Raw genomic sequence first — 24193 nt, 5'->3', positions numbered from 1 at the left:
GCCGATCGTCCATGATGAGCGGATGCTCAGGTTCATGTTCGTCGGTGACTCCATGACGATCGGGAGTGCCGGCGAACACACGTGGCGCTTCCGGCTGTGGCAGCACCTGCGCGACTCCTGCGGCCGCCCCTTCACCTTCGTCGGCCCGCGCGAGACCCTCCACGACCGGGTGACGGACGCCCCCACCTCGTACGCCTACGCCGAACCCGGCTTCCCCCGCGCCCACCTGGCCGGCTGGGGCGAGGGCTGGCACCACATGGCCCCGCTGATCGCGGAGACGGTACGGTCCTGCCGCGCGGACGTGCTCCTGGTCTCGCTGGGCCTCATCGACCTCGGCTTCTACACCAACGCCGAGCAGACCGCCGCCAACGTCCGCGTCTTCCTGGCGCACGCGCGCTCGGCGAACCCGCGCGTGCGCGTGGCGGTGATGCCGGTGCTGCACAACATCCGGGTGGACGCCGACGAGACCTTCGCCGCGCAGGTCGCCCACTTCAACGAACTCCTCGTGAAGACCGTCGCCGACCTCGACGACGAGGGCTCCCCGCTGCTGCTCGTCCCGCCGCCGCCCGGGTACGACTTCCACACCGACACCTACGACGGCACGCATCCCAACGAGCGCGGCGAGCACCGGATCGCGGAGGCCTTCGCGACGGCGATGGCCGAGGAGTGGGGGCTCGGCGGGCCCTACTCCCCCGGCCCCCCGTCCCCGTAGACCGCCCGGATCTCCCGGATCTCCCGGACCAGCCGGTCGGCGCAGGCCCGCACCGCCCGACCGCTCCAGTTCTCCGTCTCCCGCCCGAGGTAGACGGCGCGCGCGTGGGCGAGCGGCGGCCGGTACGGGGCGGGCAGCCGCCCCAGGGCCCAGTCCGCCGCCGCGTCCTTCGACCGGATGTCACCGGTGGCGAGCGTGCTCCAGACGCGGGCGAGGGTGAGCAGCACGTTGCGCGTGTCCGACTCCAGCTCGCCCAGCAGCTCCGGCACCCCGGCGGTGATCGCCCGCCGCAGGTCGCCGTGCGGCACGGGGTCCAGGAGGGTCGCGGGCGGCGGGCCGTACAGCGGGGCGTCGGCGCGCAGCACCATGGTCAGGAGCGGGGCGAGGTCGGGGTCGTCCTCCGGCTCCGGGACGGCGCCGCGTTCGTAGGCGTCGCGCAGCCACTCGCCGTACAGGTACTCCCGGCGGGGCGGATACCGCCAGGGCCGGACCTCGTCCCGCACCACGGCGATCAGCTCGACGGGGCGCCCCGCACCACCGGACACGCCGAGCAACTCCCCGGTGAGCCGCGCGCGTTGCCCGGCCGTCGTCGGACGTCCCAGGACGACGAGAAGATCGAGGTCGCTGTACGGGCGCAGCCCGCCGAGGGTGGCGGAGCCGTGCGCGTAGACGCCGAGCACGTCGCCGTCCTGGTCGAGGTGACGCCGGACGAGGGCGACGAGGTGATCGGTGCGGTCCCGGTCCCGCTCCAGGTCTGGCATATGCGCGTCCTCCCGTGTCCAGGTCGCCGTGCGTATCGTTGTACCGCGCGGCTGCTCCCGCCCGTGGGACAGCCGGGGAGGAGCGCCACGATGACCGTCCTTGACGACAGGATCGACATGGCCGACGCCAACACCAAGCGCTTGGACGAGTGGTTCGAGCGGCTGGAGCGGATGCCCGTCCCCGAAGGATTCAGGGTCGAGATCGTCGAGGGCAACGTTCATATGACACCGCAGCGGGACACGCATTGGGCGATCATCTTCCGCATCGCACGAGCCGTCGACGACAAGTTCGGCAAGGACGTCAAGATCTTCTCGGACGTTCGCATCGACTTCCCCGGCCATGAGAACGGCTTCTGCCCGGACGTCGCCAAACTTCGCGACGGAGCGGAGCCGGACGGAACGGGCCACTGGCGCTACCAGGACGTCGAGTTCGTGGCCGAGGTCATCTCCCAGGGCACCGCCGCCAACGACTACGGCCCCAAAAAGCTCGCCTACGCCGCAGCCGAGGTCCCCCTCTACCTCATCGCCGACCCCTACCAGGGGCGCTGCCACGTCTTCTCACAGCCTAAGGACGGGGACTACACGGCCGAGTTCCGGCTCGCCTTCGGGCAGGACCTGGACCTCACCGACACCGTCCTCGGCCTCACGCTCCCCACCGCGGATTTCCCCCGCGACTGACCGGACCTGCCCGCTTGCCTGGAGCGCACTCCAAGTCGTTGGCTTGGGGACATGGAGTACACGCAGCTCGGACGCACGGGACTCAAGGTCGGCCGGCTCGTCCTCGGCACCATGAACTTCGGTCCGCAGACCGACGAGGCCGACAGCCACGCGATCATGGACACGGCGCTGGACGCCGGTATCAACTTCTTCGACACCGCCAACGTGTACGGCTGGGGCGAGAACAAGGGCCGTACCGAGGAGATCATCGGCAACTGGTTCGCCCAGGGCGGCGACCGGCGCGACCGGACCGTCATCGCCACCAAGGTGTACGGCAACATGGGCGCCGACGGCGAGGCGTGGCCCAACCACGACAAGCTGTCCGCCGTGAACATCCGGCGGGCGGTGGACGCCAGCCTGAAGCGGCTCCAGACCGACCACATCGACCTGTACCAGTTCCACCACATCGACCGCGCCACCGGTTTCGACGAGATCTGGCAGGCCATCGACACGCTGGTCCAGCAGGGCAAGGTGCTGTACGCCGGGTCCTCGAACTTCCCCGGATACAAGATCGCGCAGGCCAACGAGACCGCCGCCCGGCGCGGCGGGACCATCGGCCTGGTCAGCGAGCAGTGCCTGTACAACCTGGCCGAGCGCCGCGCCGAGATGGAGGTGATCCCGGCCGCGCAGGAGTACGGCCTCGGCGTCATCCCGTGGTCGCCGCTGCACGGCGGGCTGCTCGGCGGGGTCATCAAGAAGGAGGTCCAGGGCGGTCGCCGGGCCTCCGGACGGGCGGCCGACGCCCTGGCCGACCCGGCGAAGCGGGCACAGATCCAGGCGTACGAGGACCTGCTCGACAAGCACGGCGTCGAGCCGGGCGAGGCCGCGCTGGCGTGGCTGCTGACCCGGCCCGGCGTGACCGGCCCGATCGTGGGTCCGCGCACCGCCGAGCAGCTCGCGTCGGCGCTCAGGGCCGTGGAGCTGGAGCTGTCCCAGGAGCTGCTGGCCGGGCTCGACGAGGTCTTCCCGGGGCCGGGGCCCTCTCCGGAGGCCTTCGCCTGGTAGCGGGGTGAGGTGGTGAGCGGGGCGGCGGCCGCCGCACGGGCCGGTCAGCCGAGGGCCGCCGCCAACGCCACCACCACGAGCATCAGCACGAGCACACCGGCCATGATCCGGTTTCGGGTCTTCGGGTCCACGCCCCCGAGCCTAACCGGAGGCGCCGAGCGGGCTGCGGGCGACCGCCTCGTAACGGGGCTGCTCGCCCGGCACGCCCGACTCCGGCAGGTTGCTGCGGACCAGCGCCAGGTCGGTCACGGTCCAGGTGGGGCCGGTGAAGCCGGACAGCGCCTCGACGTAGGGGCGGACATGGACGGCCTGCCTGCTGCGGGCCAGGGTCAGGTGGGGCTGGTAGCGCCGGTGCTCGCCCATCTCGACGCCCGCCCTGCGCCCCGCGGCCTCCGCGCGGTCGGCCAGCAGCCGCAGCGCCGCCAGGCCGCCCTCCGCGCCCGCCCACAGCGCCCGCCCGCGGCCGAACTGGCCGCCGCCGCGCAGCGCCAGTTCGAAGGGCGCGGTGCGGTGGGCCGCCCGCTCCAGGCGGGCCGCCAGGTCGGGGACGAGTTCGTCGTCGACCTCGCCGTAGAAGGCGAGGGTGAGGTGCCAGCCCGGACGGCCGGTCCAGCGCAGCCCGTCGGCGCCGGGCAGCCCCCGCAGCACGGCCACCTCCGCGGCGAGGGCGGCGGTGACGTCCTCGGGCGGCAGTACGGCGGCGAACAGTCTCATGGGGCCAGCCTGGCAGAGCCCCGCCGCCCGGACCCCCGGTTTTCCACCCCCTACGCCGCCGGTGCCAGGGCCTCCTGCCGTTCCCGCGGCACGAACCGCACCTGCGGGTGGCCGCGGTGCCAGCCGACCGACAGGCGCAGGTTCCCGACGCGGGCCAGGACCAGCCCGATGACGAGGGCGGCGGTGGCGGCCACCGCGCCGCCCGCGGCGAAGCCGACCCGGGCACCGTAGGTGTCGGTGACCCAGCCGACGATCGGGGCGCCGACCGGGGAGCCGCCGAGGAAGACCATCATGTACAGGGCCATCACGCGCCCCCGCATGGCCGGGTCGGTGGACATCTGGATGCTGGTGTTGGCGGTGACGTTGACGGTCATGCTGAAGACGCCGATGGGGACCATGAGCAGCGCGAAGAGCCACAGCTCGGGCGCGGTCGAGGCCACGATCTCCAGGGCGCCGAAGCCGAGGGCCGCCGCGATCAGGACGCGCAGCCGGGCGGTGCCGCGCCGGGCGGCGAGCAGGGCGCCGGCCAGCGAGCCGACGGCCATGAGGGTGTTGAAGAGGCTGTACGCCCCGGCGCCGGCGTGGAAGACGTCGTCGGCGAAGGCGGACAGGAAGACCGGGAAGTTGAAGCCGAAGGTGCCGATGAACCCGACCAGGGTGATCGTCCAGATCAGCTCGGGGCGGCCGGCGACGTAGTGCAGGCCCTCGCGGAGCTGGCCCTTGCCGCGCGGGGTGCGCTCGACCGTGTGCAGTTCGCGGGCGCGCATCAGCAGCAGGCAGGTGAGCGGCGCCACGAAGGACAGGCCGTTGGCGAGGAACGCCCAGCCGGTGCCCACGCCGGTGATCATCAGACCGGCGACGGCCGGGCCGACGAGGCGGGCGGACTGGAAGTTGGCCGAGTTCATGCTGACCGCGTTCTGCAGCTGGTCGCGGCCGACCAGCTCGGAGACGAAGGTCTGGCGGGCCGGGTTGTCCATGACGGTGGCCAGGCCCATCGCGAAGGCGGCGACGTAGACGTGCCAGACCTGGACGTGTCCGCTCAGGGTGAGGACGGCGAGGGCGAGCGCGGTCAGGGCCATCGCGGTCTGGGTGACCAGCAGCGTGGGCCGCTTGGGCAGGCGGTCGACGAGGACGCCGCCGTAGAGGCCGAAGAGCAGCATCGGCAGGAACTGCAGGGCGGTGGTGATGCCGACGGCGGCCGAGGAGCCGGTGAGGCTGAGCACCAGCCAGTCCTGGGCGATGCGCTGCATCCAGGTGCCGATGTTGGAGACGACCTGGCCCATGAAGAACAGGCGGTAGTTCCTGACCTTCAGGGAGGCGAACATCGACGTCCTGCGCGGGGCGGCGGGGCCCGTCGGACCGTCGGGGGTGGTCGGGTTGTCGTGGCCGTCAGGTGCGGGGGCGGAAGCTGCTCCGGATCCCGTACTCAAAAGGTTCGCCTCCTCGCGAGAACTGCTTACTTGTGTGCGAGCTTCTCCAGCACGGGGGCGGCGGCGCGCAGTTTGGCCCACTCGTCCTCGTCGAGGCCCTCGACCAGCGTGGCCAGGAAGGCGTTCCGCTTGCGGCGGCTCTCCTCGAGCATCACCACGGCCTGCTCGGTCTGCGTCACGACCTTCTGGCGCCGGTCCTCGGGGTGCGGCTCCAGCCGGACCAGGCCCTTGGCCTCAAGCAGTGCCACGATGCGGGTCATCGAGGGCGGCTGGACGTGTTCCTTGCGGGCCAGCTCGCCCGGGGTCGCGCTGCCGCAGTTCGACAGGGTGCCCAGGACCGACATCTCGGTGGGGCTGAGCGACTCGTCGACCCGCTGGTGCTTGAGCCGACGGGACAGTCGCATCACGGCGGAGCGCAGGGAGTTCACGGCGGCGGCGTCGTCGCCATGCTTGAGGTCCGGCATGTTCCTTAGCGTAACTCATTAGTCTGGCGAAATACCACCGCACGTCACCCCGGTGCCCGTGACGCCCGCCACTCAAACCCGCAGTTCACCCGTACGAGTGAGTCGTGTCCGGAAATGGAGGCATCACCCGGTCGGCCGGGGCGACCCTCGTGCTCATGGGGACCAGCGTGCTCAGCCTGCGGATAGACGGGGAGCTGCTCGACCGGCTCCGGGACCATGCGGCCAAAAGAGGAATGAGCGTCCAGGACTATGTCGTCCGGACGCTCATCCGCGATGACTTCGACGAGCGGTTCCAGTCCGCCGTGGAGGAGACGGAACGGTTCTACGGGGTGCCGTGAGCCGGAGGGCCCGGTTCGGACCCTCGCGGGATCAGGTCAGGCCCAGGGCCGGCATCAGGTAGTAGAAGGCGAAGACCGCCGACACGACGTGCATCGCCACCGGCACCTCGCGGCCCCGTCCGGCCGCCAGGCGCAGCACCGAGAAGGTGATGAAGCCCATGCCGATGCCGTTGGTGATCGAGTAGGTGAACGGCATCATCAGCATCGTCACGAAGGCCGGGATGGCGACCGTGAAGTCGGACCAGTCGATCTCCCTGATCGAACCGGCCAGGATCAGGAAGCCCACCGCGATCAGCGCCGGGGTCGCCGCCTGGGACGGGACCATGGTGGCGACCGGCGTGAGGAACAGCGCCAGGGCGAACAGCCCGCCCGTGACGATGTTGGCGAAGCCGGTGCGGGCGCCCTCGCCGACGCCGGCCGTGGACTCCACGAAGCAGGTGGTGGCGGAGGCGGAGCTGGCACCGCCCACGGCGACCGCGACGCCGTCGACGAACAGGACCTTGTTGATGCCCGGCATCTGGCCCTCGCCGTCGGTCAGCTTCGCCTCGTCGCTGATGCCCATGATCGTGCCCATCGCGTCGAAGAAGCACGACAGCAGCACGGTGAAGACGAACAGCACACCGGTCAGCACACCGACCTTGTCGAACCCGCCGAACAGGCTGACCTCGCCGACCAGCCCGAAGTCCGGCGTGGCGACCGGGTTGCCGGGCCACTCGGGGGTGGTCAGGCCCCAGGAGGGGATGTCGGTGACCGCGTTGATGATCATCGCGACGCCCGTCATCACGACGATCGAGATGAGGATGGCACCCGGGGTCCTGCGGACGATCAGCGCGAGGGTCAGCAGCACACCGAGGACGAAGACCAGGACCGGCCAGCCGTGCAGGTGCCCGCCGGTGCCGAGCTGGATCGGGACCGTGGTCTGGGCGGCGTCCGGCATCCGGGTGATGAAGCCGGAGTCGACCAGACCGATGATCATGATGAACAGGCCGATGCCGATCGCGATGGCCTTGCGCAGGCTGTAGGGCACGGCGTTCATCACGCGCTCGCGCAGCCCGGTGGCCACCAGCAGCATGACGACGAAACCGGCCAGCACCACCATGCCCATGGCGTCCGGCCAGGACATCCGCGGGGCGAGCTGGAGGGCGACGACGGAGTTCACGCCGAGACCGGCGGCGAGTGCGATCGGCACGTTGCCGATCACGCCCATCAGCAGCGTGGTGAACGCCGCCGTCAGCGCGGTCGCGGTGACCAGCTGACCGTTGTCGAGCTGGTTGCCGTACATGTCCTTCGCGCTGCCCAGGATGATCGGGTTCAGCACGATGATGTAGGCCATCGCGAAGAAGGTGGCGAAGCCGCCGCGGATCTCACGGGGCAGGGTGCTGCCGCGCTCGGAGATCTTGAAGTAACGGTCGAGGCCGTTCTGCGGGGGCCGCCGGTCTTCCGGCGACTCGGGGGACGGGGGGACCTTGGCGGAGGCCGAGGTGGACATGCGGGGACCTCATCACCAACAGGTTCCCCCACGGCCTTGTCGGTGTTCCTATTGGTGTTTTCTACGAATGAAAGCGGTCAGAGACAAACGGGTTCAGTATGAACGTATGAGCCCCTGATCGCTATCTCCGCGCGTAGACCCGTGGAATCGCCGTGTGGCGCCGCGCCGTCAACCCGTTCGCACGCTCCTCGTAAGCTGTACGCATGACGAAGTGGACACCCACGCACGAGGCGCCGGAGCCCCTGGAGGGCCCCGTGGTTCCGACCATCGTCGGCGGCACCATCCTCTGGTTCGTCCTCTTCCTGGTGCAGCTGCCCTTCTACGGCTGGTTCGACGACCACGGGCACACCTGGTGGGTGTGGACCTGCCTGGCCGGCGCGGGGCTCGGCCTGATCGGCATCTGGTACGTCCGGGGGCGCGACGCCGCGATCAAGCGGGACACGGCCGCCAGGGCGGAGAACTAGTACCAGGGCAGCACACCGCGCCCGCCCGTCTCGTACCCAGGTCGGATCTTCGCCGCACTCGATGGGTGAAGCCGTAAATCCGCACGTACCGTCGAATCCATGACGCATCTCGACGCGGACAGACTCGACCCCGGGCATCCCGCGCACGCCGTTGACGCCCCTTCGCCCGCGGCCGGACTCACGGCGGCCGGGGTCGCCGAGAGGATCGCCCGCGGCCAGGTCAACGACGTGCCGGTGCGCAGCAGCCGCTCCCTGGCCGACATCGTCCGCGCCAACGTCTTCACCCGGTTCAACGCGATCATCGGCGTGCTCTGGGTGATCATGCTGTTCGTCGCGCCGATCCAGGACAGCCTGTTCGGCTTCGTGATCCTCGCCAACACCGGCATCGGCATCATTCAGGAGTGGCGGGCGAAGAAGACCCTCGACTCGCTGGCCCTGATCGGCGAGGTCCGGCCGACGGTGCGCCGGGACGGGAGACCGGCCGAGATCAGTACGTCCGAGATCGTGCTGGACGACGTCATCGAGATCGGCCCCGGCGACAAGGCCGTCGTCGACGGGGTGTGCGTCGAGGCCGACGGCCTGGAGATCGACGAGTCGCTGCTGACCGGCGAGGCCGACCCCGTGGTCAAACAGCCCGGCGACCAGGTCATGTCGGGCAGCTTCGTCGTCGCGGGCGGCGGCGCCTTCCGGGCCACCAAGGTCGGCCGCGAGGCGTACGCCGCACAGCTCGCCGAGGAGGCCTCCCGTTTCACGCTGGTCCAGTCCGAGCTGCGCTCCGGCATCTCCACGATCCTCAAGTACGTCACCTGGATGATGGTCCCGACCGCGATCGGCCTGATCCTCAGCCAGCTGCTCGCCAAGGACAACGAACTGGACGACTCGATCGCGCGCACCGTCGGCGGCATCGTGCCCATGGTCCCCGAGGGCCTGGTCCTGCTCACCTCCGTCGCCTTCGCGATCGGCGTCGTCCGGCTCGGCCGCAAGCAGTGCCTCGTCCAGGAGCTGCCCGCCATCGAGGGCCTGGCCCGCGTCGACACCGTCTGCCTGGACAAGACCGGCACCCTCACCGAGGGCGGCATGGACGTCACCGACCTGCGCCTGCTCGACGGCGCCGACGAGACTCACGTCCGCACCGTGCTCGGCGCCCTCGGCGCGGCCGACCCGCGCCCCAACGCCTCCCTCCGGGCGATCATCGACACCTACCCGGTCGACGGGCCCGCCGGGGCGTGGCGGCACACCCGGTCGCTGCCCTTCTCCTCCGCCCGCAAGTACAGCGGCGCCACGTTCGACGACGGCGACGGCGCCGCCGGGACGTGGCTGCTGGGCGCCCCGGACGTGCTGCTGACCGAGGACGACCCGGCGCTCGCCGAGACCGGCCGGCTCAACGAACAGGGCCTGCGGGTACTGCTGCTGGCCCGCGCCTCCCGCGAACTGGACGACCCCGAGGTCGCCGAGGGCGTCGAGCCCACCGCCCTGGTGGTACTGGAGCAGCGGCTGCGCCCGGACGCCGCCGACACCCTGCGCTACTTCGCCGAGCAGGACGTCCACGCCAAGGTCATCTCCGGTGACAACGCGGTGTCGGTCGGCGCGGTCGCCGCCAAGCTCGGGCTGTCCGGAGCCGCCGTCGACGCGCGCCGGCTGCCCTCGGACCGGGAGCAGATGGCCGGGGCGCTCGACGAGGGCACGGTCTTCGGGCGGGTCACCCCGCAGCAGAAGCGGGACATGGTGGGCGCCCTGCAGTCACGCGGCCACACGGTCGCGATGACCGGCGACGGCGTCAACGACGTCCTCGCGCTCAAGGACGCCGACATCGGCGTGGCGATGGGCTCCGGGTCGGAGGCGACCCGGGCCGTCGCGCAGATCGTGCTGCTCAACAACAGCTTCGCCACGCTGCCGTCGGTGGTGGCCGAGGGCCGCCGCGTCATCGGCAACATCACGCGCGTGGCGACCCTGTTCCTGGTCAAGACCGTGTACTCGGTGCTGCTCGCGATCCTGGTGGTCTGCTCGCAGGTGGAGTACCCGTTCCTGCCCCGCCACCTCACCCTGCTCTCCACGCTCACCATCGGCGTCCCGGCCTTCTTCCTGGCCCTCGCCCCGAACACGGAACGGGCCAGGCCCCACTTCGTCCGGCGCGTGATGCGGTACGCGATCCCGGGCGGGGTGGTGGCGGGGGCAGCGACCTTCGTGACCTACCTCGTCGCCCGGCAGCACTACACCGGCCCGGGCGCGCTGGACGCGGAGACCAGCGCGGCGACGCTGACGCTGTTCCTGATCTCGATGTGGGTGCTGGCGATCATCGCCCGGCCCTACACCTGGTGGCGGGTGCTGCTGGTGGCGGCGATGGGGCTGGGCTTCGTGGTGGTGCTGGCGGTGCCGTGGCTGCAGGACTTCTTCGCGCTGAAGCTGGTGGGGGTGACGATGCCGTGGACTGCCGTCGGCATCGCGGTGGTCGGGGCGGGCGTTCTGGAGTTCACCTGGAGGTGGGTGGATCGGCGGTTTCCCGTATGACGGTTCGTTGTCCGCCGCGGCGCCGTCGTGGCTGGTCGCGCCCACGCGGCGGAGCCGCATATCGAACACAGCCCCGCGCCCCTGAAGGGGCGCGTCACAGCCCCGCGCCACCGGATGGCACCGCCCGTCAGTCGAACCAGCGGTCCCTCGCCAGTTCCTCCGTCCGTGACTCGTCCTCCAGGAGGGCCGCCACCTCGAAGCGGCGGGGCCACTGGCCCGCTGCCCAGGCGAGGCCCGCCGCCACGCCCTCCAGCGTCGCCGCGTGCAGCGCACCGTCGTCGGTGAGGCGCCAGTCGATCTCCAAGCCGTCGACGAGCAGTTCCCCGTGCTCCACGTACGACGTCGGGGTCCGCGCCCCGAGCAGCACCCGCACCGGCTCCGGTACGTCGTGCTCCGTGCCCTCGGAGTCGACGCGGCCGGTGACGGACTCGCTCAGCCGCCGCACCTGGAACAGCTCCGCCAGTTCGGCGGCCCGGGCCGGGCGGACCGGCAGCAGCGGCACGCCGGAGGTGAAGGGCAGCAGGTCGGGCGAGTCGACCACGACGGCGTCGGCGGCGTCCACCACACGCACCTCGCCGTCGACCACGGCCCGCACCTCGTCCGGCAGGGTGACCCGCTCGGGGTCCAGCTCGGCCAGCGCCCCGTACAGGGCGTGCAGTTGGGCGGCCGTGACCGGGCGGTCCGGGTCGGCGAGGCGGTCCAGGAGTTCGGCCGCGCCGCCGGGCTCGTCGAGGAGCGCGGCGACCGAGGTGCGGACGCCCAGGGCCCGCAGTACCTGCTCGTCCTCGAAGCCCGCCGCGTCGGCCTCGTCGTACAGGCCCCGCAGCAGCGGGTCGCCGCCCGCCGCGCGCAGACCGGCCGGGCGGCGTCCGCCGAGCACCGGGTGCCCGCGCAGCCACCACGCGGTGTAGGGCCGTACGACCTCGTGGGTGCCGTCGGGCAGCAGGACGCGCACCGGCTGGACCAGCGCGTCGCGCAGCGGCGGCCGGGAGAGCAGGGCGAGGGCCTCGGGCCAGTGGTCGTCGTCCACGAGGTCGAGGTCGCGCACGGCGACGATCTCGGTGGCGACCGGCGGGACGGGGGTGTCCGGGAAGCGGTCGAGGACGTCCTCGCTCCACACGTCCACGGCGTCGAGCAGTCCCGCGTCGTCGGGCTCGGCGAAGTCTCCTTCGCGGGGCTCCAGTTCGTCGGGGTCCAGGACCACGTCGGTGGCGCGGACGAGGGCGAAGGTGACCAGGACGCCGCAGGCGGCCAGCGGCTCGGGACCCCACCTCTCGGCGAGTTCGGCATCCACGGCGGCGAGTTCGTCCTCGCGCATGACCCGGGCGAACGGGCTGCCGGGGAAGACGAGTTCGCCCGCCGGGGAGAGTTCGCCGTCCTCGTCGGGCAGGGCCAGGGCGCCCAGCCAGGGCTCGTCGCCGGCGTCGAGTCCGGCGCCCTGGACCAGGCCGAGCACGGTGTCGGCCAGTTCCTCGGCGTCGAGGGCGTCCTCCTCCCAGTTGGCGGCGCCCTCGTCGTCCAGGGAGGCGGCGACGGCGGCCCTCACCTGCGGGGTGGTGAGGACGGCGCGCGGGGTGGCGGGGAGGGCGCCGAGCTTCTCCAGGAGCGGGTGCACGGCGTCGGGGTGGGCGACCTTGAGGCCGAGCCGGGTGAGGACCTCCGGGTCGAGGGAGGCGGCCTCCGGGGAGGGCAGCAGCACCTGCCGGGGCCCGATGGCCGTCCGGCCTCCCCCAGAGCCGAAAGCCTGGGAGGTAGCCCCAGCGAGCGGCACCGGCAGCCCGGACAGCCGGTCGGGGTCGACCCCGGCGAGGCTGTCGTAGAGGCTGCGCCACCAGGCCGGGGCCCTCTCCAGCCCCGCCAGCCGGTCGATCGCGTCGGTCAGCGGCACCCGGGCCACGCCCAGCGTGCGCAGCTCGGCACGGCGTTCCAGGCCGGCGGGCAGCAGGGTCGGCAGCACCTCGGCCAGCACCCGCACGGTGTCGGCGCCCGCGCCCTCCACCACCTCGGCGTCGCGCGGCCGCAGGGACTCCGGGAGGTCGTCCTCCGCGTCCTGGCCCCCGGAGGGGGCGGCGGGCGGCAGGAAGGACGTACGCGGCAGCCGGTCGAGGATCGCCTGGCGCAGCGCGCCGTCCAGTTCGCCCCGGCCCAGCACGCCGGGCACCAGGTCGATGAGGCCGGCGGTGACCGGCCGCCAGTCGGCGAGCAGCCCGGCGTAGGCGTCGGCGGCCCGTTCCGCCAGGAAGTCGGTCAGCGGTCCCGGCGCGGTGTGCCGGCGGGTGGCGTCCAGCGGGAAGGACGCGATGAGCAGGGCGGGCACGCCGAGGGGCTCGTCGCTGGGGGTCGGGGCGTGCACGACGGGGCTGGTGCGGGGGCGGGCGGGTGCGCCGTCGGCGTCGACGGGCACCGCCCAGGTCACGGACCAGTGGGGGCGCAGCCGTTCCTCCACCGGCCGGTCGGCGAGGAGGTCGGGGGTGAGGGGGCCGTGCGCGGCGGCGGTGCGCCAGCGGGTGACGCCCTGCCGGGAGTCCTCCACCACGGTCAGGTCGTCCTCGGCGCGGCGGGAGAGGGTGCGCACCTCGTCGCCCGCCTCGATCACGACCTCCGCCAGGCCCGGCAGGGCGAGGAGCAGGGCGTCGTCCACGCCGTGCAGGAGGCGTTCGGCGAGGTCGGCGGCGGCCGTGTCGCGCAGCGGCAGGATGACCGCCGTGTCGTACGGGTCCGGGGCGGTGCCCTCGGCGGGGAACGGCAGCCGCAGCAGCGGTACGTGACCGTCGCGCCGCTGGATCTCGTCACCCAGGCCGGGGCTGTGCCGGGCGGTGTCGGCGGCCAGGTCGCGGGCCTCGGCCAGGGACCAGCGCACCCCGCCGTGCCGGCCGACCACGGCGGGCTCGTCGGTCACGGCCAGGACGGCGGCGAAGCCGACCCCGAACCGGCCGACCGAGCCGTGAACCGCGTCCCGCTTGGCGGAGGCGCGCAGGGTGGACAGCGACTCGACGCCGGTCGCGTCGAGCGGGGCGCCGGTGTTGGCGGCGACGAGGACGCCGTCGCGCAGGGTGAGCCGGAGCCGGCCGGGCACACCGGCCCGGGCGGCGGCGTCGGCGGCGTTCTGCGCGAGTTCGACGACCAGCCGGTCGCGGTAGCCGCCGAGGACGAGGTCCTCCTCCGCGTTGGCGTCCTCACGGAACCGGGCGGGACTCGTCGCCCAGGCGTCCAGCACCCCGCGCCGCAGCCGTGCCGTACCGAACGGATCGGCACCCTCGGCGGCAGGCCGTACGAACATGCTCACGGTGACTCTCCTCATCGACGGACCACGAAGGTACCGCCCCGGCACTCACACCACGCCGACGGCGGCCGGGCGACCCCGGCCGGCATCACCCGGCCCGTCCGGCGCTCGAGGACGAGGCCGTCAAGGCCGACGGGGGGCCCGGGGGCGCAGCCCCCAGGGACCTCAGCCACCCACGGCGGACCTCAGGAGTGCCCCAGCTCCGCCACCGCCTGGTCCTCGGTCACCGGGACCGACCCGGAGTCCGCGGCGGGCCGCAGCGGGAACGGGTCCACCCGCGTCTCGTCGATCACCGGCGGAGCCACCCGCGGCGGCTTCGGCATGACCGCCGCCTCGGAGTGCCCGCCGCACCCGTAGGCCAGCGACACGACGTGCCCGTCGGCCGGGGAGAACTCGTTGGCGCACACACCGAAGGCCTGTCCGAGCGAGCCGCCGATCCGGGCGAGGAAGCCGCAGCTGACGCAGGAGGCGGGGGCCGCCTGGGCCATCGCGGTCTTCGGGCCGTAGCCGTCCTCCCAGCGGTCGGCGGCGACGTGCAGTCCGTACCGGGACAGCACCCGGGTGCGGCGCAGGCCCAGCTCCTCGGCGACCGCCGAGATCGTGCCGCGGGCCGGCACGGTCGACAGCTCGGCGGGCGGCCCGGCGGTCACCTCGGCGTCCTCGGCCTCGACCAGGTCGGCCATCTCGTGCGAGACCGCGGAGTTCGGCGGCGGCTCGTCCTCGCCGGTCCAGCCGGGCTCCAGGCGCAGGTCCTCCGCGTCGGTGGGCAGCAGGTCGCCCGGGCCCATGTCGCCGGGGCGCAGCCGTTCGCTCCACGGCACCCACTCGGGCGCCAGGAGCGCGTCGGGGCCGGGCAGCAGCACCGCCTCGTCCACCGTGACGATCTTGGCGCGGGAGGCGCGGGCCACCGTCACGGCCCAGCGCCAGCCCCGGTAGCCCATCTCCTTGCAGGCGAAGTAGTGGGTGACGACCCGGTCGCCCTCCGACACCAGGCCCTCGTGCTCGCCGACGACGCCGGGTGCGGCGGCCTCCTCGGCCGCGGCCCGGGCGAGGTCGACGGCCTCGGCGCACAGGCGGTCAGGGGTGCGGCTTCGCGTTGTCGCTGCGCTCACAGGTATCGCTTCTCTCCATACGCCGTCTCACGAGTGCGCCGCTGTGTGCGAGGGGCGGACGGAGCGGACCTGTGGACCGCGTCGACGTCCGCGCCCGATCGCGCTCGGGCGCACCTACGTCATCCATTCTGCGGGATGGCCGTACGGCGCGCGGCCGAGAACGTTCGCCACGGCGCGCTACGCACGCTACCTGCTCATGTGCCCTGGGCCTACACCGACGGGAATTTCGGCGGGGTACGGCCACGCGTTCCCGGGCGGGTCGCACCCGACTCGATCACCGCCATCCGTGCCGTATCGACGCTACAGCCGCCGCCGACGGGGCACTATGACGGGGTGGCAGCCGCACGGACGGAGTTCAAGCGCGGGAGCCGGTGGCGCGGTCCCGGCTCCTGGTTCCGTGCGGTCGGACGGGCGCTGCGCCTGCCGGTGACCGGCACCGCGCGCGGCATCCGGCGGGCGACGCACGCGCACGGCGCGGGCGAGTCGGGCCTCGGCAAGCTGATCGAGCTGCACGGGGTGAACGGCGCCGGCGACGTGATGATCACCGTCGCGCTCGCCTCCACCGTCTTCTTCTCCGTGCCCACCGACGAGGCGCGCGGGCGGGTCGCGCTGTACCTCGCCATCACCATGGCGCCGTTCACCCTCCTCGCGCCGGTGATCGGCCCGCTCCTGGACCGGCTGCCGCACGGCCGCCGCGCGGCGATGGCGACCGCGATGGGCGCCCGCGCGGTGCTCGCGCTGGTGCTGTCCGGCGCGGTCGCCACCGGCGGCATCGAGCTGTACCCGGCCGCGCTCGGCGTACTCGTCGCCTCGAAGGCGTACGGCGTGGTCAGGAGCGCCGTGGTGCCGCGACTGCTGCCGCCCCGGGTCTCGCTGGTGAAGGCGAACTCGCGGGTCACGCTGTGCGGGCTGCTGGCCACCGGCGCGGCCGCGCCGATCGGCGCGGGCCTCCAGCAGGTGGGGCCGCGGTGGCCGCTGTACGGCGCCTTCGTGATCTTCGTCGCGGGCACCGTGCTGTCCTTCACGCTGCCGCGGAAGGTGGACTCCGCGCGCGGCGAGGACCGGGCGCTGCTCGCCGCGGACGAGGACCACCTGCCGGGACCGCTGCGGGGGCGGGGCAAGCGCCCCGGCCTGCGCACGGTGGGCCCGGCGGTGACCCACGCGCTGGCCGCCAACGCCGCCATCCGCTGCCTGACCGGCTTCCTGATCTTCTTCCTGGCGTTCCTGCTGCGGGTGCATCCGATGACCGGCCAGAGCGCGGCGGTGTCGCTGGGGATCGTGGGCGTCGCGGCCGGTGCGGGCAACGCGCTGGGCACGGCCGTGGGGGCGTGGCTGCGGTCCCGGGCGCCGGAGGTGATCATCGTGACGGTGGTCGTGATCGTGCTGGGCGCGGCGGTGGTCGCCGCGGTGTTCTTCAGCGCCTTCCTGGTGGCGTGCCTGGCGGCGGTCGCCGGGTTCGCGCAGGCGCTGGCCAAGCTGTCCCTGGACGCGCTGATCCAGCGGGACGTGCCGGAGCAGGTGCGCACGTCGGCGTTCGCGCGCTCGGAGACGCTGCTCCAGGTCTCCTGGGTGTTCGGCGGCGCCGTCGGCATCGTGCTGCCGCTCAACGGCACGCTGGGCCTGTCGGTGGCCGCCGCGATCATCGCCACCGGGTGGCTGACGACCGTACGGGGGCTGCTCGACTCGGCGCGGCACGGGGGAAGGACTCGGCCGAGAGTGGCGTGACCACGCCACGCCGTACCCAGGTGGGGGACGGGGCTCAGGCGCCGTATAGCCTTCCGCCATGACCACGTTGCCCCGCGGCACCGCCGCTATCGGACACCGCGTTGTGCGACGCCGCCGCGCCGTCGCCGCTGTCGGCGCCGTGTCCGCCGGACTTCTCCTGCTGTCCGCCTGTGACGAGCCGACCCCGATCGCGACGATCACGGTCGGCAGTGACTCGGTCAGCTCCGAGGCCACCTGCGGCGGAGAGGGCAAGAACCTTTCCCCCGACGAGATCAACAAGTGTCTGAAGGACAAGGACGCGAAGTCCATCACCGTCGACCAGGACGAGACCGTGCGGTTCGGCGTCGACCCGGACATCGCCGACAAGCACTGGACGATCCTGATGAACGGTCAGCAGCTCGTCGAGGACAGCGACAAGACCTACCGCACCGTGCCGGGCAGCGTGTTCTTCAACGCCCAGTACGGCGCCCAGGGCGACTCGACGAACGTCGCCGTCGCGGTCCGGGACGGCAAGGACGACAGCCAGAACATCACCGGTGTGTGGGTCTTCGAGCTGAAGAAGGACTGACCGCCCACGTCCTCCGTGCACCTCCTCGTGGCCACCGCGGTCCCCGCCGAACGGGACGCGGTGGCTCGGGCGTTCCCGGTGCCGGGCACCGAGGTGTCCCGCCCCGGGATCACCCTCCACCGGCTGCCGGACGGCCGGGACCTGCTGGCCGCCGGGGTGGGCCCGGCCCGCGCCGCCGCCTCCACGGCCGCCGCCCTGACCGCCGCCGCCCTCGACGGCAGGCCCTACGACCTGGTCGTCTCGGCCGGTATCGGCGGCGGCTTCGCGCCCGGGGCGCCCGTCGGCTCACTGGTCGTCGCCGACGCGATCACCGCCGCCGACCTGGGCGCCGAGACCGCCGACGGCTTCCTGCCGGTCACCGACCTCGGCTTCGGCACCGTGACCCACCTCCCGCCGGCCGATCTGGTCCGCGCCGCGGCCGAGGCGACCGGGGCCCGGCCCGGCACCGTCCTGACCGGGTCCACCGTCACCGGCACCGCGGCCCGCGCCGCGCTGCTGCGCCAGCGCCACCCGGGCGCCCTGGCCGAGGCCATGGAGGGCTTCGGCGTCGCCGAGGCCGCCGCCGCGCACGGCGTGCCGGTGCTGGAACTGCGCGCGGTCTCCAACCCGGTCGGACCGCGCGACCGCGCCGCCTGGCGCATCGGCGAGGCACTCGCGGCCCTGACGGACGCCTTCGGGAAGCTCGCCCCCGTCCTCACGAGTTGGAACCCACATGACCGACATGAACCCTGAGACCCCTGAGGCCCCTGAGACCTTGCGGATCGCGTACTCCCCCTGCCCGAACGACACGTTCGTCTTCGACGCCCTGGCCCACGGCCGCGTCCCGGACGCCCCCTCCCTCGAAGTGACGTTCGCGGACATCGACATCACCAACGGCATGGCCGAGCGCGGCGAGTTCGACGTGCTGAAGGTGTCGTACGCCGTCCTGCCGTACGTCCTCGACGAGTGGGCCCTGCTGCCCTGCGGGGGCGCGCTGGGCCGGGGCTGCGGCCCGCTGGTGCTGACCCGGGAGGCGGGCGCCGACCTGCGGGGCCGCACGGTCGCGGTGCCCAGCGAGACCTCCACCGCCTACCTGCTCTTCCGGCTCTGGGCGGCGGACACCGTGCCCGGAGGCGTCGGGGAGATCGTGGTCATGCCCTTCCACGAGATCATGCCGGCCGTGCGGGACGGGAAGGTCGACGCGGGCCTGGTGATCCACGAGGCCCGCTTCACGTACCAGAACTACGGGCTGCACAAGCTCGCCGACATGGGCGAGCACTGGGAGCACACCACCGGGCTGCCGATCCCGCTCGGCGCGATCATCGCCAAGCGCTCGCTGGGCGAGCGGACGCTGACGCGCCTCGCCGACGCCGTGCGCGCCTCCGTCCGCGCGGCCTGGGACGACCCGGAGGCGTCCCGGCCGTACGTCATGGAGCACGCGCAGGAGATGGACCCGGCCGTCGCCGACCAGCACATCGGGCTGTACGTCAACGAGTTCACCGCCGACCTCGGGGAGGACGGCTACGCGGCGATCCGGGGCCTGCTGACCCGCGCGGCGGCCGAGGGACTCGTACCGGCCCTCGGCCCGGACGCGCTGGCGTTCCCCTGACGGGGCGCCCCTGGCGGGACGGCGATCAGACGTCGAGCTGGTCCGCGACCGCGCGGAGCAGCCCGGCGATCTTCTTGCCGGCCGTCTTCTCGGGGTAGCGGCCGCGCTCCAGCATCGGCGTGATGTTCTCCAGCAGGGTCGTCAGGTCCTGCACGATGGACGCCAGCTCGTCCGGCTTCTTGCGCTGCGCGGCCGCGACCGAGGGGGCTGGGTCGAGCAGGGCGAGCGACAGTGCCTGGTCGCCCCGCTGACCCGCGACGACACCGAACTCGACGCGCTGTCCCGGCTTCAGGCTCTCGACTCCGGCGGGGAGGACCGAGGAATGGACGAAGACGTCACCGCCGTCGTCACGGGAGAGAAAGCCGAAGCCCTTCTCACTGTTGAACCACTTGACCTTGCCAGTCGGCAAAGCACACGCTCCCTCGATCGGTCCCGGACGGGGCCGGACGCCTTTGAACTGCCGTTGACCACCTTACTGGGGCTCTCCCCAGGGACACACGGCCTTAATCACGCCTGGAAATGGCAGTGAGCCCCTGGCCAGTTGAGGCAGAGACCCAGAGGGGCCGGTGGGGCACCGGCCGGCCTGCACAGGGCGGCGCGGGACAGGAAGGCGACCAACGTGCCCACAGTCGGCCCGGTCATCGACGCAGGCAAAGGACCGCAGGACGCAAACGCCACCTCGGGGCCGGGCCCTCGTGGGCCCCAGGCTCACCCGGGAGTCCACCACGAACTGGCGCGACACATGATCCACAACCTGACCGCGCGCTTCGTCACTTCTGGGTGTTGGTGCTCGCGTGGGCGGCAGTCGCGTCCTGTGCATGTGGCACGGCCACGATCTGTACGTCGTCCTCGTAGATGACCCGTCCCGGGTCTGAGGAGCGGAGAGCCCGGCAGCCGACGCCGTGCGCGGACAGGATCTCCAGATAGCCGGAGACGCGAGCGAGGAGATGAGTGGCTGACAGCTTGAACCACGCCGCCGCGCCGGGATTGATCCCGGCGTCGTAGACGTGGGGATCAACAGTCGTGGGGTCGGTGTACACGGCGTCGTACCAGCTGTTGTTTCGGCGCCGGAAGGACTCCTCCTCGTCCGATAGCCTTCCCTCCCTCGCCAGATTATTGACGAGCCCGAAAACACCGGTGAAGTTGCCTCGACCGTTCCGGTGAGCCGATTGGAACCGTACGTACCGGTCGGACTCGCTACCGCTGCCCATCATCCTAAGAATCCCGACTTCCGCGTCACTTTCACTCCTCACGCGAACTCCAACGCCTTGCGTTGACATTTTTCGGTGAGGTTTTGACTGATCACCAACGATTTCGCCTCACCACTTCCCCCGGGACAGGAAAGAGCAAGCTCATTCGCCATGACCTGAATATCACCCAGATCCATAAAAAATCCCGCCTCATTTCCGTCCCGCCCCTCACGCCACGCCCATACCGCCACGCCATACGTACGAAGAAATTCTCTACGATCCTCCTGATCTTTGGACTCCCAAACTTCTCCGTATTTCCTGCCTGTCGCCTTGGGAGTCAGGTTGCCCCTCTCTTCTTCATGCTTCACCAACAAAGCCACCTTCACCGATAGGCTCTTATGCATACGCCGGTAGGAATCCCCCTGACCCTCTCCGTCGTACTCACCTGCCAGGAAATCGGCTTCAAGCTTTTCCAGACGTGTCTTTGCCGACTGAAGTTCTTGCACCTGGGACGGACCCCCATCGGCTTGCTCGAGCATCTCCCACGTGCCGACGCTCCCTCGAATCTGCTGGTCGACCCATGTGTCGAGCAAGTCAGCCCGGATATATAGACCTGTTGCGCAGTCGCCGCCCTTGAACCTGTTGGAGCAGCGGTAATACCTGTGTCCAGGAACCTTGGTTCCGTCTCGCCTGGTGTGACCGGACCCCAGCAGAGAAGCGACCGGAGAATTGCATTCTCCGCAGCGCGCGATACCAGCAAGCAGACTCCTCCCCCTTGTTCGACTTTCCACCCCCAGAGACCTGGGAGCCGATTTGACCCTGTCGACCAGGTCCGCCCATTCATCCATGGACGCCAGCGGCTTCTCCGGAAGAATGACAGGCTCCCCCTGGTCGTCCAAAACAGCCTCCCCCTTGTAGGTATAGATTCCGGGAATCCAAGAGGAGCGCAGGAACTTATTGATGATGGTCGATTGCCATTGCGTCCCCTTGGTTTCCTTGCCCTTCATCTTCCTGAGGTGGTCTCCCCACGTGAGCACGCCACGCATGTTGAAATCACGGGCAATTCGATGCGTGGACTGCCCTTCACGGACACGAGTAAAAATCTCTTCTACACAGGGTTGAAAATCCTGGTCAATCTCCAGAATCTTCCTCCTGCCACCCTCTACCGCCTTGATCCGATACCCGGTAGGCGGAGCGCCCGTAAGCCATGAGCGGTTCTCCAGGCGACTCTGCACGCCGTTGAGGATACGAACCTGGATCGCATCCCATTCGGCCTCGGCGAATACGGAAGTCATGCGCGCCGCCATCTTTCCCTGGGGAGTCGAGAGGTCGAACCCCTCTTCAACGCAGACAATGAACTTCCCGTTCCGCTCCGCCCACTCCAACAGTTCATTGAAGTGCGTGGAGCGACGGGTGAGCCTGTCCATCTTCGCCGCGATGATCACGTCGAACCCATCAGGCTTCGTCGTGAGCCAGCGCCCCAGCTTCGGCCTCTTGAAGGGGCTCATCGAGCCGGATACGTCCGTGTCCTCCGCCTCCCCCACCAGGACGCCGGACAGAATGGGAGAGCTGACGTGGTGCCGGATCACGCCACGCTGCCACTCGATCGATGTGGACCCGCCGGAGTCGGCGGAAAGTCGGAGGCAGGCGAGGTAGCGAAGGCCGGGTCTCATGGAAGGAGCGTAGCGCTCCACATGTATCTAGATGACTGACTTCGCTTTACTGGTAGGCACGTACTTGCTACTAGTGGGCAAGCCGCCCCGGCTGTTCTCCGGGCCTGGGAACTACCCTGGTCGGGTGCGTGAACAAACCCAAACGAATTCCGCCGCGCCCGGCGACCGGCTGATCCGCGCCGGTGCGATCGTCTTCTTCGTCGGTGCCCTGGCCACTCTGGTCACGGTGGCCCCGCTGCTGCTGGACACGACGCCCTTTCCCACCTACATGTTCGGGCTGAGCATGCTGATGGGAGTGGGCTTCCTGGTCGCCGGTGCCGGGGTGCTCCGGTCGATCGCCGCGGGGCGGCGTCAGGCGCGCGCCGCGTCGAGCGCCTCGGCGTCGCCGTCCACGTAGGCCGCCAGCCACCGCGGGAACCGCGTCAGGTCGGCCAGGACGACGTCCGCTCCGGCCGCGCGCAGCTCCTCGGCGTCGCACGGCCCGCTGGCCACGGCCACCGAGTGGGCCCCGGCGGCGCGGGCTCCGCGTACGTCGCCGACGTGGTCGCCGACGTAGACGCCCGCGTCGTGCTCGCGCAGCGCGACGGCCTTCTGCTCGGCCCACAGGCCGCCGATCACGGCGTCCGGCTCGATGCCGAGGTGGGCCAGGTGCAGCTTCGCGTTCGGCTCGTACTTGGCGGTGACGACGATCGCGCGCCCGCCGGCCGCGCGCACGGCGGCCACCGCCTCGCGGGCGCCGGGCAGCGCGAGCGTGGGCTCGACCGCGTACGCCGGGTAGATCTCCCGGTACAGGTCGGCGACGGCCTCGATCTCCCCGGCCGGGAACCAGTTCGCCAGCTCCTCGGCCAGCGGCGGCCCGAGCCGGGTGACGGCCAGGTCGGCGTCCACGTATGTCCCCGTGCGGGCGCTCAGCTCGAGGTAGCAGGCGCGGATGCCGGGCCGCGAGTCGATCAGCGTCATGTCGAGGTCGAAACCGACGGTGGGCGCGGGGCGGGTCGTGGAGGCCATGGCCCCCATTGTGCCGGGCGCGCGACCACTGCCCACGGGCGCCCGGTGCGGCCGCGGCGAATCGGCCGCACACCGCGGACGCGGGGGCGCCGCCCCGGCCGGGCGTCCGCAGCCCGGCACGGGCCCCGGCACAGCCACCTCGTCCCACCCGCTTGCTCCACCCCACGTCACCGCGCCGACGGCTCCCTCGCGGTCAGCTGCGGAGGCGGACCCACCCCCCGACGAGCGTCCGCAGCCCGGCACCGGCCCCGGCACGGCCGCCTCGTCCCACCCGCTTGCTCCGCCCCGCGTCACCGCGCCGCCGACGCCCTCGTGGTCAGCCGCGGAGGCGGCGGGTGCGCCAGAGGAGGTAGAGGGCGGTGGCCACGGCGGCGGTGCGCAGGACCCAGGGCCAGGTCTCGGTGATCGCGTCGTTCATGTGGCCCTCGGCGACCGGATCGCCCCAACGGCCCTCGGTGCGGCCCCACAGCCAGACGACGCCCGCGGCGGCGACCGTGCCGGGCAGGCCCAGGACGGCCCACTTCGACTGGGCCGGGGTCAGCCGGCGGGAGAGGTAGGCGATCAGCCAGCCCAGGCCGAGGGGGACCAGGCTGCCGAGCACGGCGCCGACGATCAGGAGGGCCGCGGCGAGCAGCAGGAGCGGGTCGTTCCAGCCGCCCTCGGGCCACAGGCGGGGCAGGCGGCGGGCCTCCCGCTTCCCGACGGTTTCAACGGTCGGCTCCTCGGCCTCCTCCACGGAGGTCCTCGGGGCGGCGGCCCGCGTCTTCTCCGCCTCGTCCTCGGCGCTCGGCGGCTTTCTGAGCAGCTCGGGGATCTCGACGCCGCCGACGAACCCGGGCACGCCGTCGCCGAGGCCCCCGCCGGCGAAGGGGCCGTCGTCGACGCGCCACCAGTCGGGCCGGTCGTCCCCGGCGTCCCCCAGTTCCCCCGCGCCCGCCAGGTGGGGCGAGGAGGCGGCCGGTGACGGGGCGGGGGGTTCGGGTGCGGGGCTCCGGCGGCCCTTGCGCCGCCCGGCGTCGCGGGGCTCGGGGTCCCGCTGCTCGGGCACCGCAGTGGGGGCCGGGGCCTGGTCGCGTACCCCGCTCGTGCCGCCGGCGGCGGTGACGATGTCGTCGGGGTCGCCGAGCCGGTCCAGGATGCGGCGGACGGCGGCGGGGCTGTCCACGGTGGTCTTCGCCCGGTGCCGGTCGATCTCGTTGCGCAGCTCCGACACCAGCCGCATCCGGGTGGCCGACGGCAGCTGCCGCTGCTGGGCCACGTCGCCGACGCGGCTCAGATACTCGAAGACGACCTGGTCGCTCTCGATCCCCACGTTCCCCTCCGGGGCGGTGCGTTGTGGTACCCCGACGTACCCCGTCGGACGACGGTACCGAATCTTCCCCGTCCGGCCGACGGCACCGCGCCCGCGCACGCGCACCTCCGCCGTCGCACCCACCCGCTAACG

General features: G+C 71.9%; 23 protein-coding genes. 11 read left to right on the top strand and 12 right to left on the bottom strand.

Annotation, left to right across the window (positions count from 1 at the left end; all coding sequences use genetic code 11):
- Positions 1-22 precede the first annotated feature (22 nt).
- Positions 23-712, top strand: a complete 690-nt coding sequence (locus C4J65_RS18910; RefSeq protein WP_115743464.1) for a GDSL-type esterase/lipase family protein — start codon at positions 23-25, stop codon at positions 710-712.
- On the opposite strand, the gene C4J65_RS18905 is transcribed toward C4J65_RS18910, so the two are convergent.
- Positions 685-1473, bottom strand: a complete 789-nt coding sequence (locus C4J65_RS18905) for an aminoglycoside adenylyltransferase family protein (RefSeq protein WP_115743463.1) — start codon at positions 1471-1473, stop codon at positions 685-687. The two genes, C4J65_RS18910 and C4J65_RS18905, sit on opposite strands and share 28 nt — an antisense overlap.
- Positions 1474-1563: 90 nt before the next feature.
- Here C4J65_RS18905 and C4J65_RS18900 point away from each other — a divergent pair, with 90 nt between their 5' ends.
- Both C4J65_RS18900 and C4J65_RS18895 read left to right on the top strand, forming a co-directional pair.
- A complete protein-coding gene (locus C4J65_RS18900) occupies positions 1564-2151 on the top strand; it encodes a Uma2 family endonuclease (protein ID WP_115743462.1) in 588 nt (195 codons plus the stop codon).
- A gap of 51 nt (positions 2152-2202) precedes the next feature.
- A complete protein-coding gene (locus tag C4J65_RS18895) occupies positions 2203-3195 on the top strand; it encodes an aldo/keto reductase (RefSeq protein WP_115743461.1) in 993 nt (330 codons plus the stop codon).
- 141 nt (positions 3196-3336) lie between these two features.
- On the opposite strand, the gene thpR is transcribed toward C4J65_RS18895, so the two are convergent.
- The 3 genes from thpR to C4J65_RS18880 are packed head-to-tail and all read right to left on the bottom strand — an operon-like array spanning position 3337 to position 5803.
- The gene (gene thpR / locus C4J65_RS18890) at positions 3337-3909 is read right to left on the bottom strand and encodes an RNA 2',3'-cyclic phosphodiesterase (protein ID WP_115743460.1); all 573 of its coding nucleotides are present in this window, start codon (positions 3907-3909) and stop codon (positions 3337-3339) included.
- A 50-nt stretch (positions 3910-3959) separates the two neighbouring features.
- Positions 3960-5339: an MFS transporter gene (locus C4J65_RS18885; protein WP_115743459.1), complete on the bottom strand. Its 1380-nt coding sequence runs from the start codon at positions 5337-5339 to the stop codon at positions 3960-3962.
- Positions 5340-5365: 26 nt separating this feature from the next.
- Complete coding sequence (locus C4J65_RS18880) at positions 5366-5803, bottom strand: MarR family transcriptional regulator (RefSeq protein WP_003974639.1); 438 nt, start codon at positions 5801-5803, stop codon at positions 5366-5368.
- A gap of 149 nt (positions 5804-5952) precedes the next feature.
- Between C4J65_RS18880 and C4J65_RS18875 the strand changes: the two genes are divergently transcribed.
- Positions 5953-6141 (top strand): hypothetical protein, encoded by a 189-nt coding sequence (locus tag C4J65_RS18875; protein ID WP_003974640.1) that lies wholly within the window; start codon positions 5953-5955, stop codon positions 6139-6141.
- Positions 6142-6172: 31 nt separating this feature from the next.
- On the opposite strand, the gene C4J65_RS18870 is transcribed toward C4J65_RS18875, so the two are convergent.
- Positions 6173-7630 carry an NCS2 family permease gene (locus C4J65_RS18870; protein WP_115743458.1) on the bottom strand — a complete coding sequence of 486 codons (1458 nt, stop codon included), beginning with the start codon at positions 7628-7630 and terminating at the stop codon, positions 6173-6175.
- A 203-nt stretch (positions 7631-7833) separates the two neighbouring features.
- Between C4J65_RS18870 and C4J65_RS18865 the strand changes: the two genes are divergently transcribed.
- Both C4J65_RS18865 and C4J65_RS18860 read left to right on the top strand, forming a co-directional pair.
- Entirely contained in the window at positions 7834-8094 is a 261-nt protein-coding gene (locus C4J65_RS18865) for a DUF2530 domain-containing protein (RefSeq protein ID WP_115743457.1), read from the top strand.
- 99 nt (positions 8095-8193) lie between these two features.
- Positions 8194-10602, top strand: coding sequence for an HAD-IC family P-type ATPase (locus C4J65_RS18860; protein WP_115743456.1), 2409 nt, complete (start codon positions 8194-8196; stop codon positions 10600-10602).
- 127 nt (positions 10603-10729) lie between these two features.
- On the opposite strand, the gene C4J65_RS18855 is transcribed toward C4J65_RS18860, so the two are convergent.
- Positions 10730-13888 (bottom strand): molecular chaperone Hsp90, encoded by a 3159-nt coding sequence (locus tag C4J65_RS18855; RefSeq protein WP_115743455.1) that lies wholly within the window; start codon positions 13886-13888, stop codon positions 10730-10732.
- Positions 13889-14070: 182 nt separating this feature from the next.
- Positions 14071-14997: a DUF3027 domain-containing protein gene (locus C4J65_RS18850; protein WP_115743454.1), complete on the bottom strand. Its 927-nt coding sequence runs from the start codon at positions 14995-14997 to the stop codon at positions 14071-14073.
- 333 nt (positions 14998-15330) lie between these two features.
- Here C4J65_RS18850 and C4J65_RS18845 point away from each other — a divergent pair, with 333 nt between their 5' ends.
- From C4J65_RS18845 to C4J65_RS18830, 4 genes are read left to right on the top strand one after another with little or no spacing between them, the layout of a single operon-like run.
- Positions 15331-16722, top strand: a complete 1392-nt coding sequence (locus C4J65_RS18845; RefSeq protein WP_115743453.1) for an MFS transporter — start codon at positions 15331-15333, stop codon at positions 16720-16722.
- A 58-nt stretch (positions 16723-16780) separates the two neighbouring features.
- The gene (locus C4J65_RS18840) at positions 16781-17290 is read left to right on the top strand and encodes a DUF2771 domain-containing protein (RefSeq protein WP_205351035.1); all 510 of its coding nucleotides are present in this window, start codon (positions 16781-16783) and stop codon (positions 17288-17290) included.
- Between the two features lie 15 nt (positions 17291-17305).
- Complete coding sequence (locus C4J65_RS18835; RefSeq protein WP_115743451.1) at positions 17306-18022, top strand: futalosine hydrolase; 717 nt, start codon at positions 17306-17308, stop codon at positions 18020-18022.
- Positions 18012-18878 (top strand): 1,4-dihydroxy-6-naphthoate synthase, encoded by an 867-nt coding sequence (locus C4J65_RS18830; protein WP_115746521.1) that lies wholly within the window; start codon positions 18012-18014, stop codon positions 18876-18878. Before C4J65_RS18835 ends, C4J65_RS18830 begins: the two co-directional genes overlap by 11 nt.
- Before the next feature lie 25 nt (positions 18879-18903).
- Here C4J65_RS18830 and C4J65_RS37065 read toward each other — a convergent pair whose 3' ends face one another.
- The 3 genes from C4J65_RS37065 to C4J65_RS18815 all read right to left on the bottom strand — a co-directional run bounded on the left by C4J65_RS37065 (position 18904) and on the right by C4J65_RS18815 (position 21741).
- Complete coding sequence (locus C4J65_RS37065; RefSeq protein ID WP_003974650.1) at positions 18904-19287, bottom strand: cold-shock protein; 384 nt, start codon at positions 19285-19287, stop codon at positions 18904-18906.
- A 361-nt stretch (positions 19288-19648) separates the two neighbouring features.
- Positions 19649-20089, bottom strand: a complete 441-nt coding sequence (locus tag C4J65_RS18820) for a hypothetical protein (RefSeq protein ID WP_115746520.1) — start codon at positions 20087-20089, stop codon at positions 19649-19651.
- A 38-nt stretch (positions 20090-20127) separates the two neighbouring features.
- Complete coding sequence (locus C4J65_RS18815; RefSeq protein ID WP_115743450.1) at positions 20128-21741, bottom strand: recombinase family protein; 1614 nt, start codon at positions 21739-21741, stop codon at positions 20128-20130.
- 124 nt (positions 21742-21865) lie between these two features.
- Between C4J65_RS18815 and C4J65_RS18810 the strand changes: the two genes are divergently transcribed.
- Positions 21866-22138 carry a hypothetical protein gene (locus C4J65_RS18810; RefSeq protein ID WP_115746519.1) on the top strand — a complete coding sequence of 91 codons (273 nt, stop codon included), beginning with the start codon at positions 21866-21868 and terminating at the stop codon, positions 22136-22138.
- Here C4J65_RS18810 and C4J65_RS18805 read toward each other — a convergent pair.
- Both C4J65_RS18805 and C4J65_RS18800 read right to left on the bottom strand, forming a co-directional pair.
- Positions 22093-22749, bottom strand: coding sequence for a haloacid dehalogenase-like hydrolase (locus tag C4J65_RS18805; RefSeq protein WP_115743449.1), 657 nt, complete (start codon positions 22747-22749; stop codon positions 22093-22095). The two genes, C4J65_RS18810 and C4J65_RS18805, sit on opposite strands and share 46 nt — an antisense overlap.
- 316 nt (positions 22750-23065) lie before the next feature.
- Positions 23066-24061, bottom strand: coding sequence for a hypothetical protein (locus C4J65_RS18800; RefSeq protein WP_205351034.1), 996 nt, complete (start codon positions 24059-24061; stop codon positions 23066-23068).
- Positions 24062-24193: the final 132 nt, after the last annotated feature.

Origin of the sequence: Streptomyces sp. CB09001 (assembly GCF_003369795.1) — a bacterium.
GTDB lineage: Bacteria > Actinomycetota > Actinomycetes > Streptomycetales > Streptomycetaceae > Streptomyces.
Note: the sequence above shows the minus strand (reverse complement) of the source record. Positions and strands in the feature narration are given on the sequence as shown.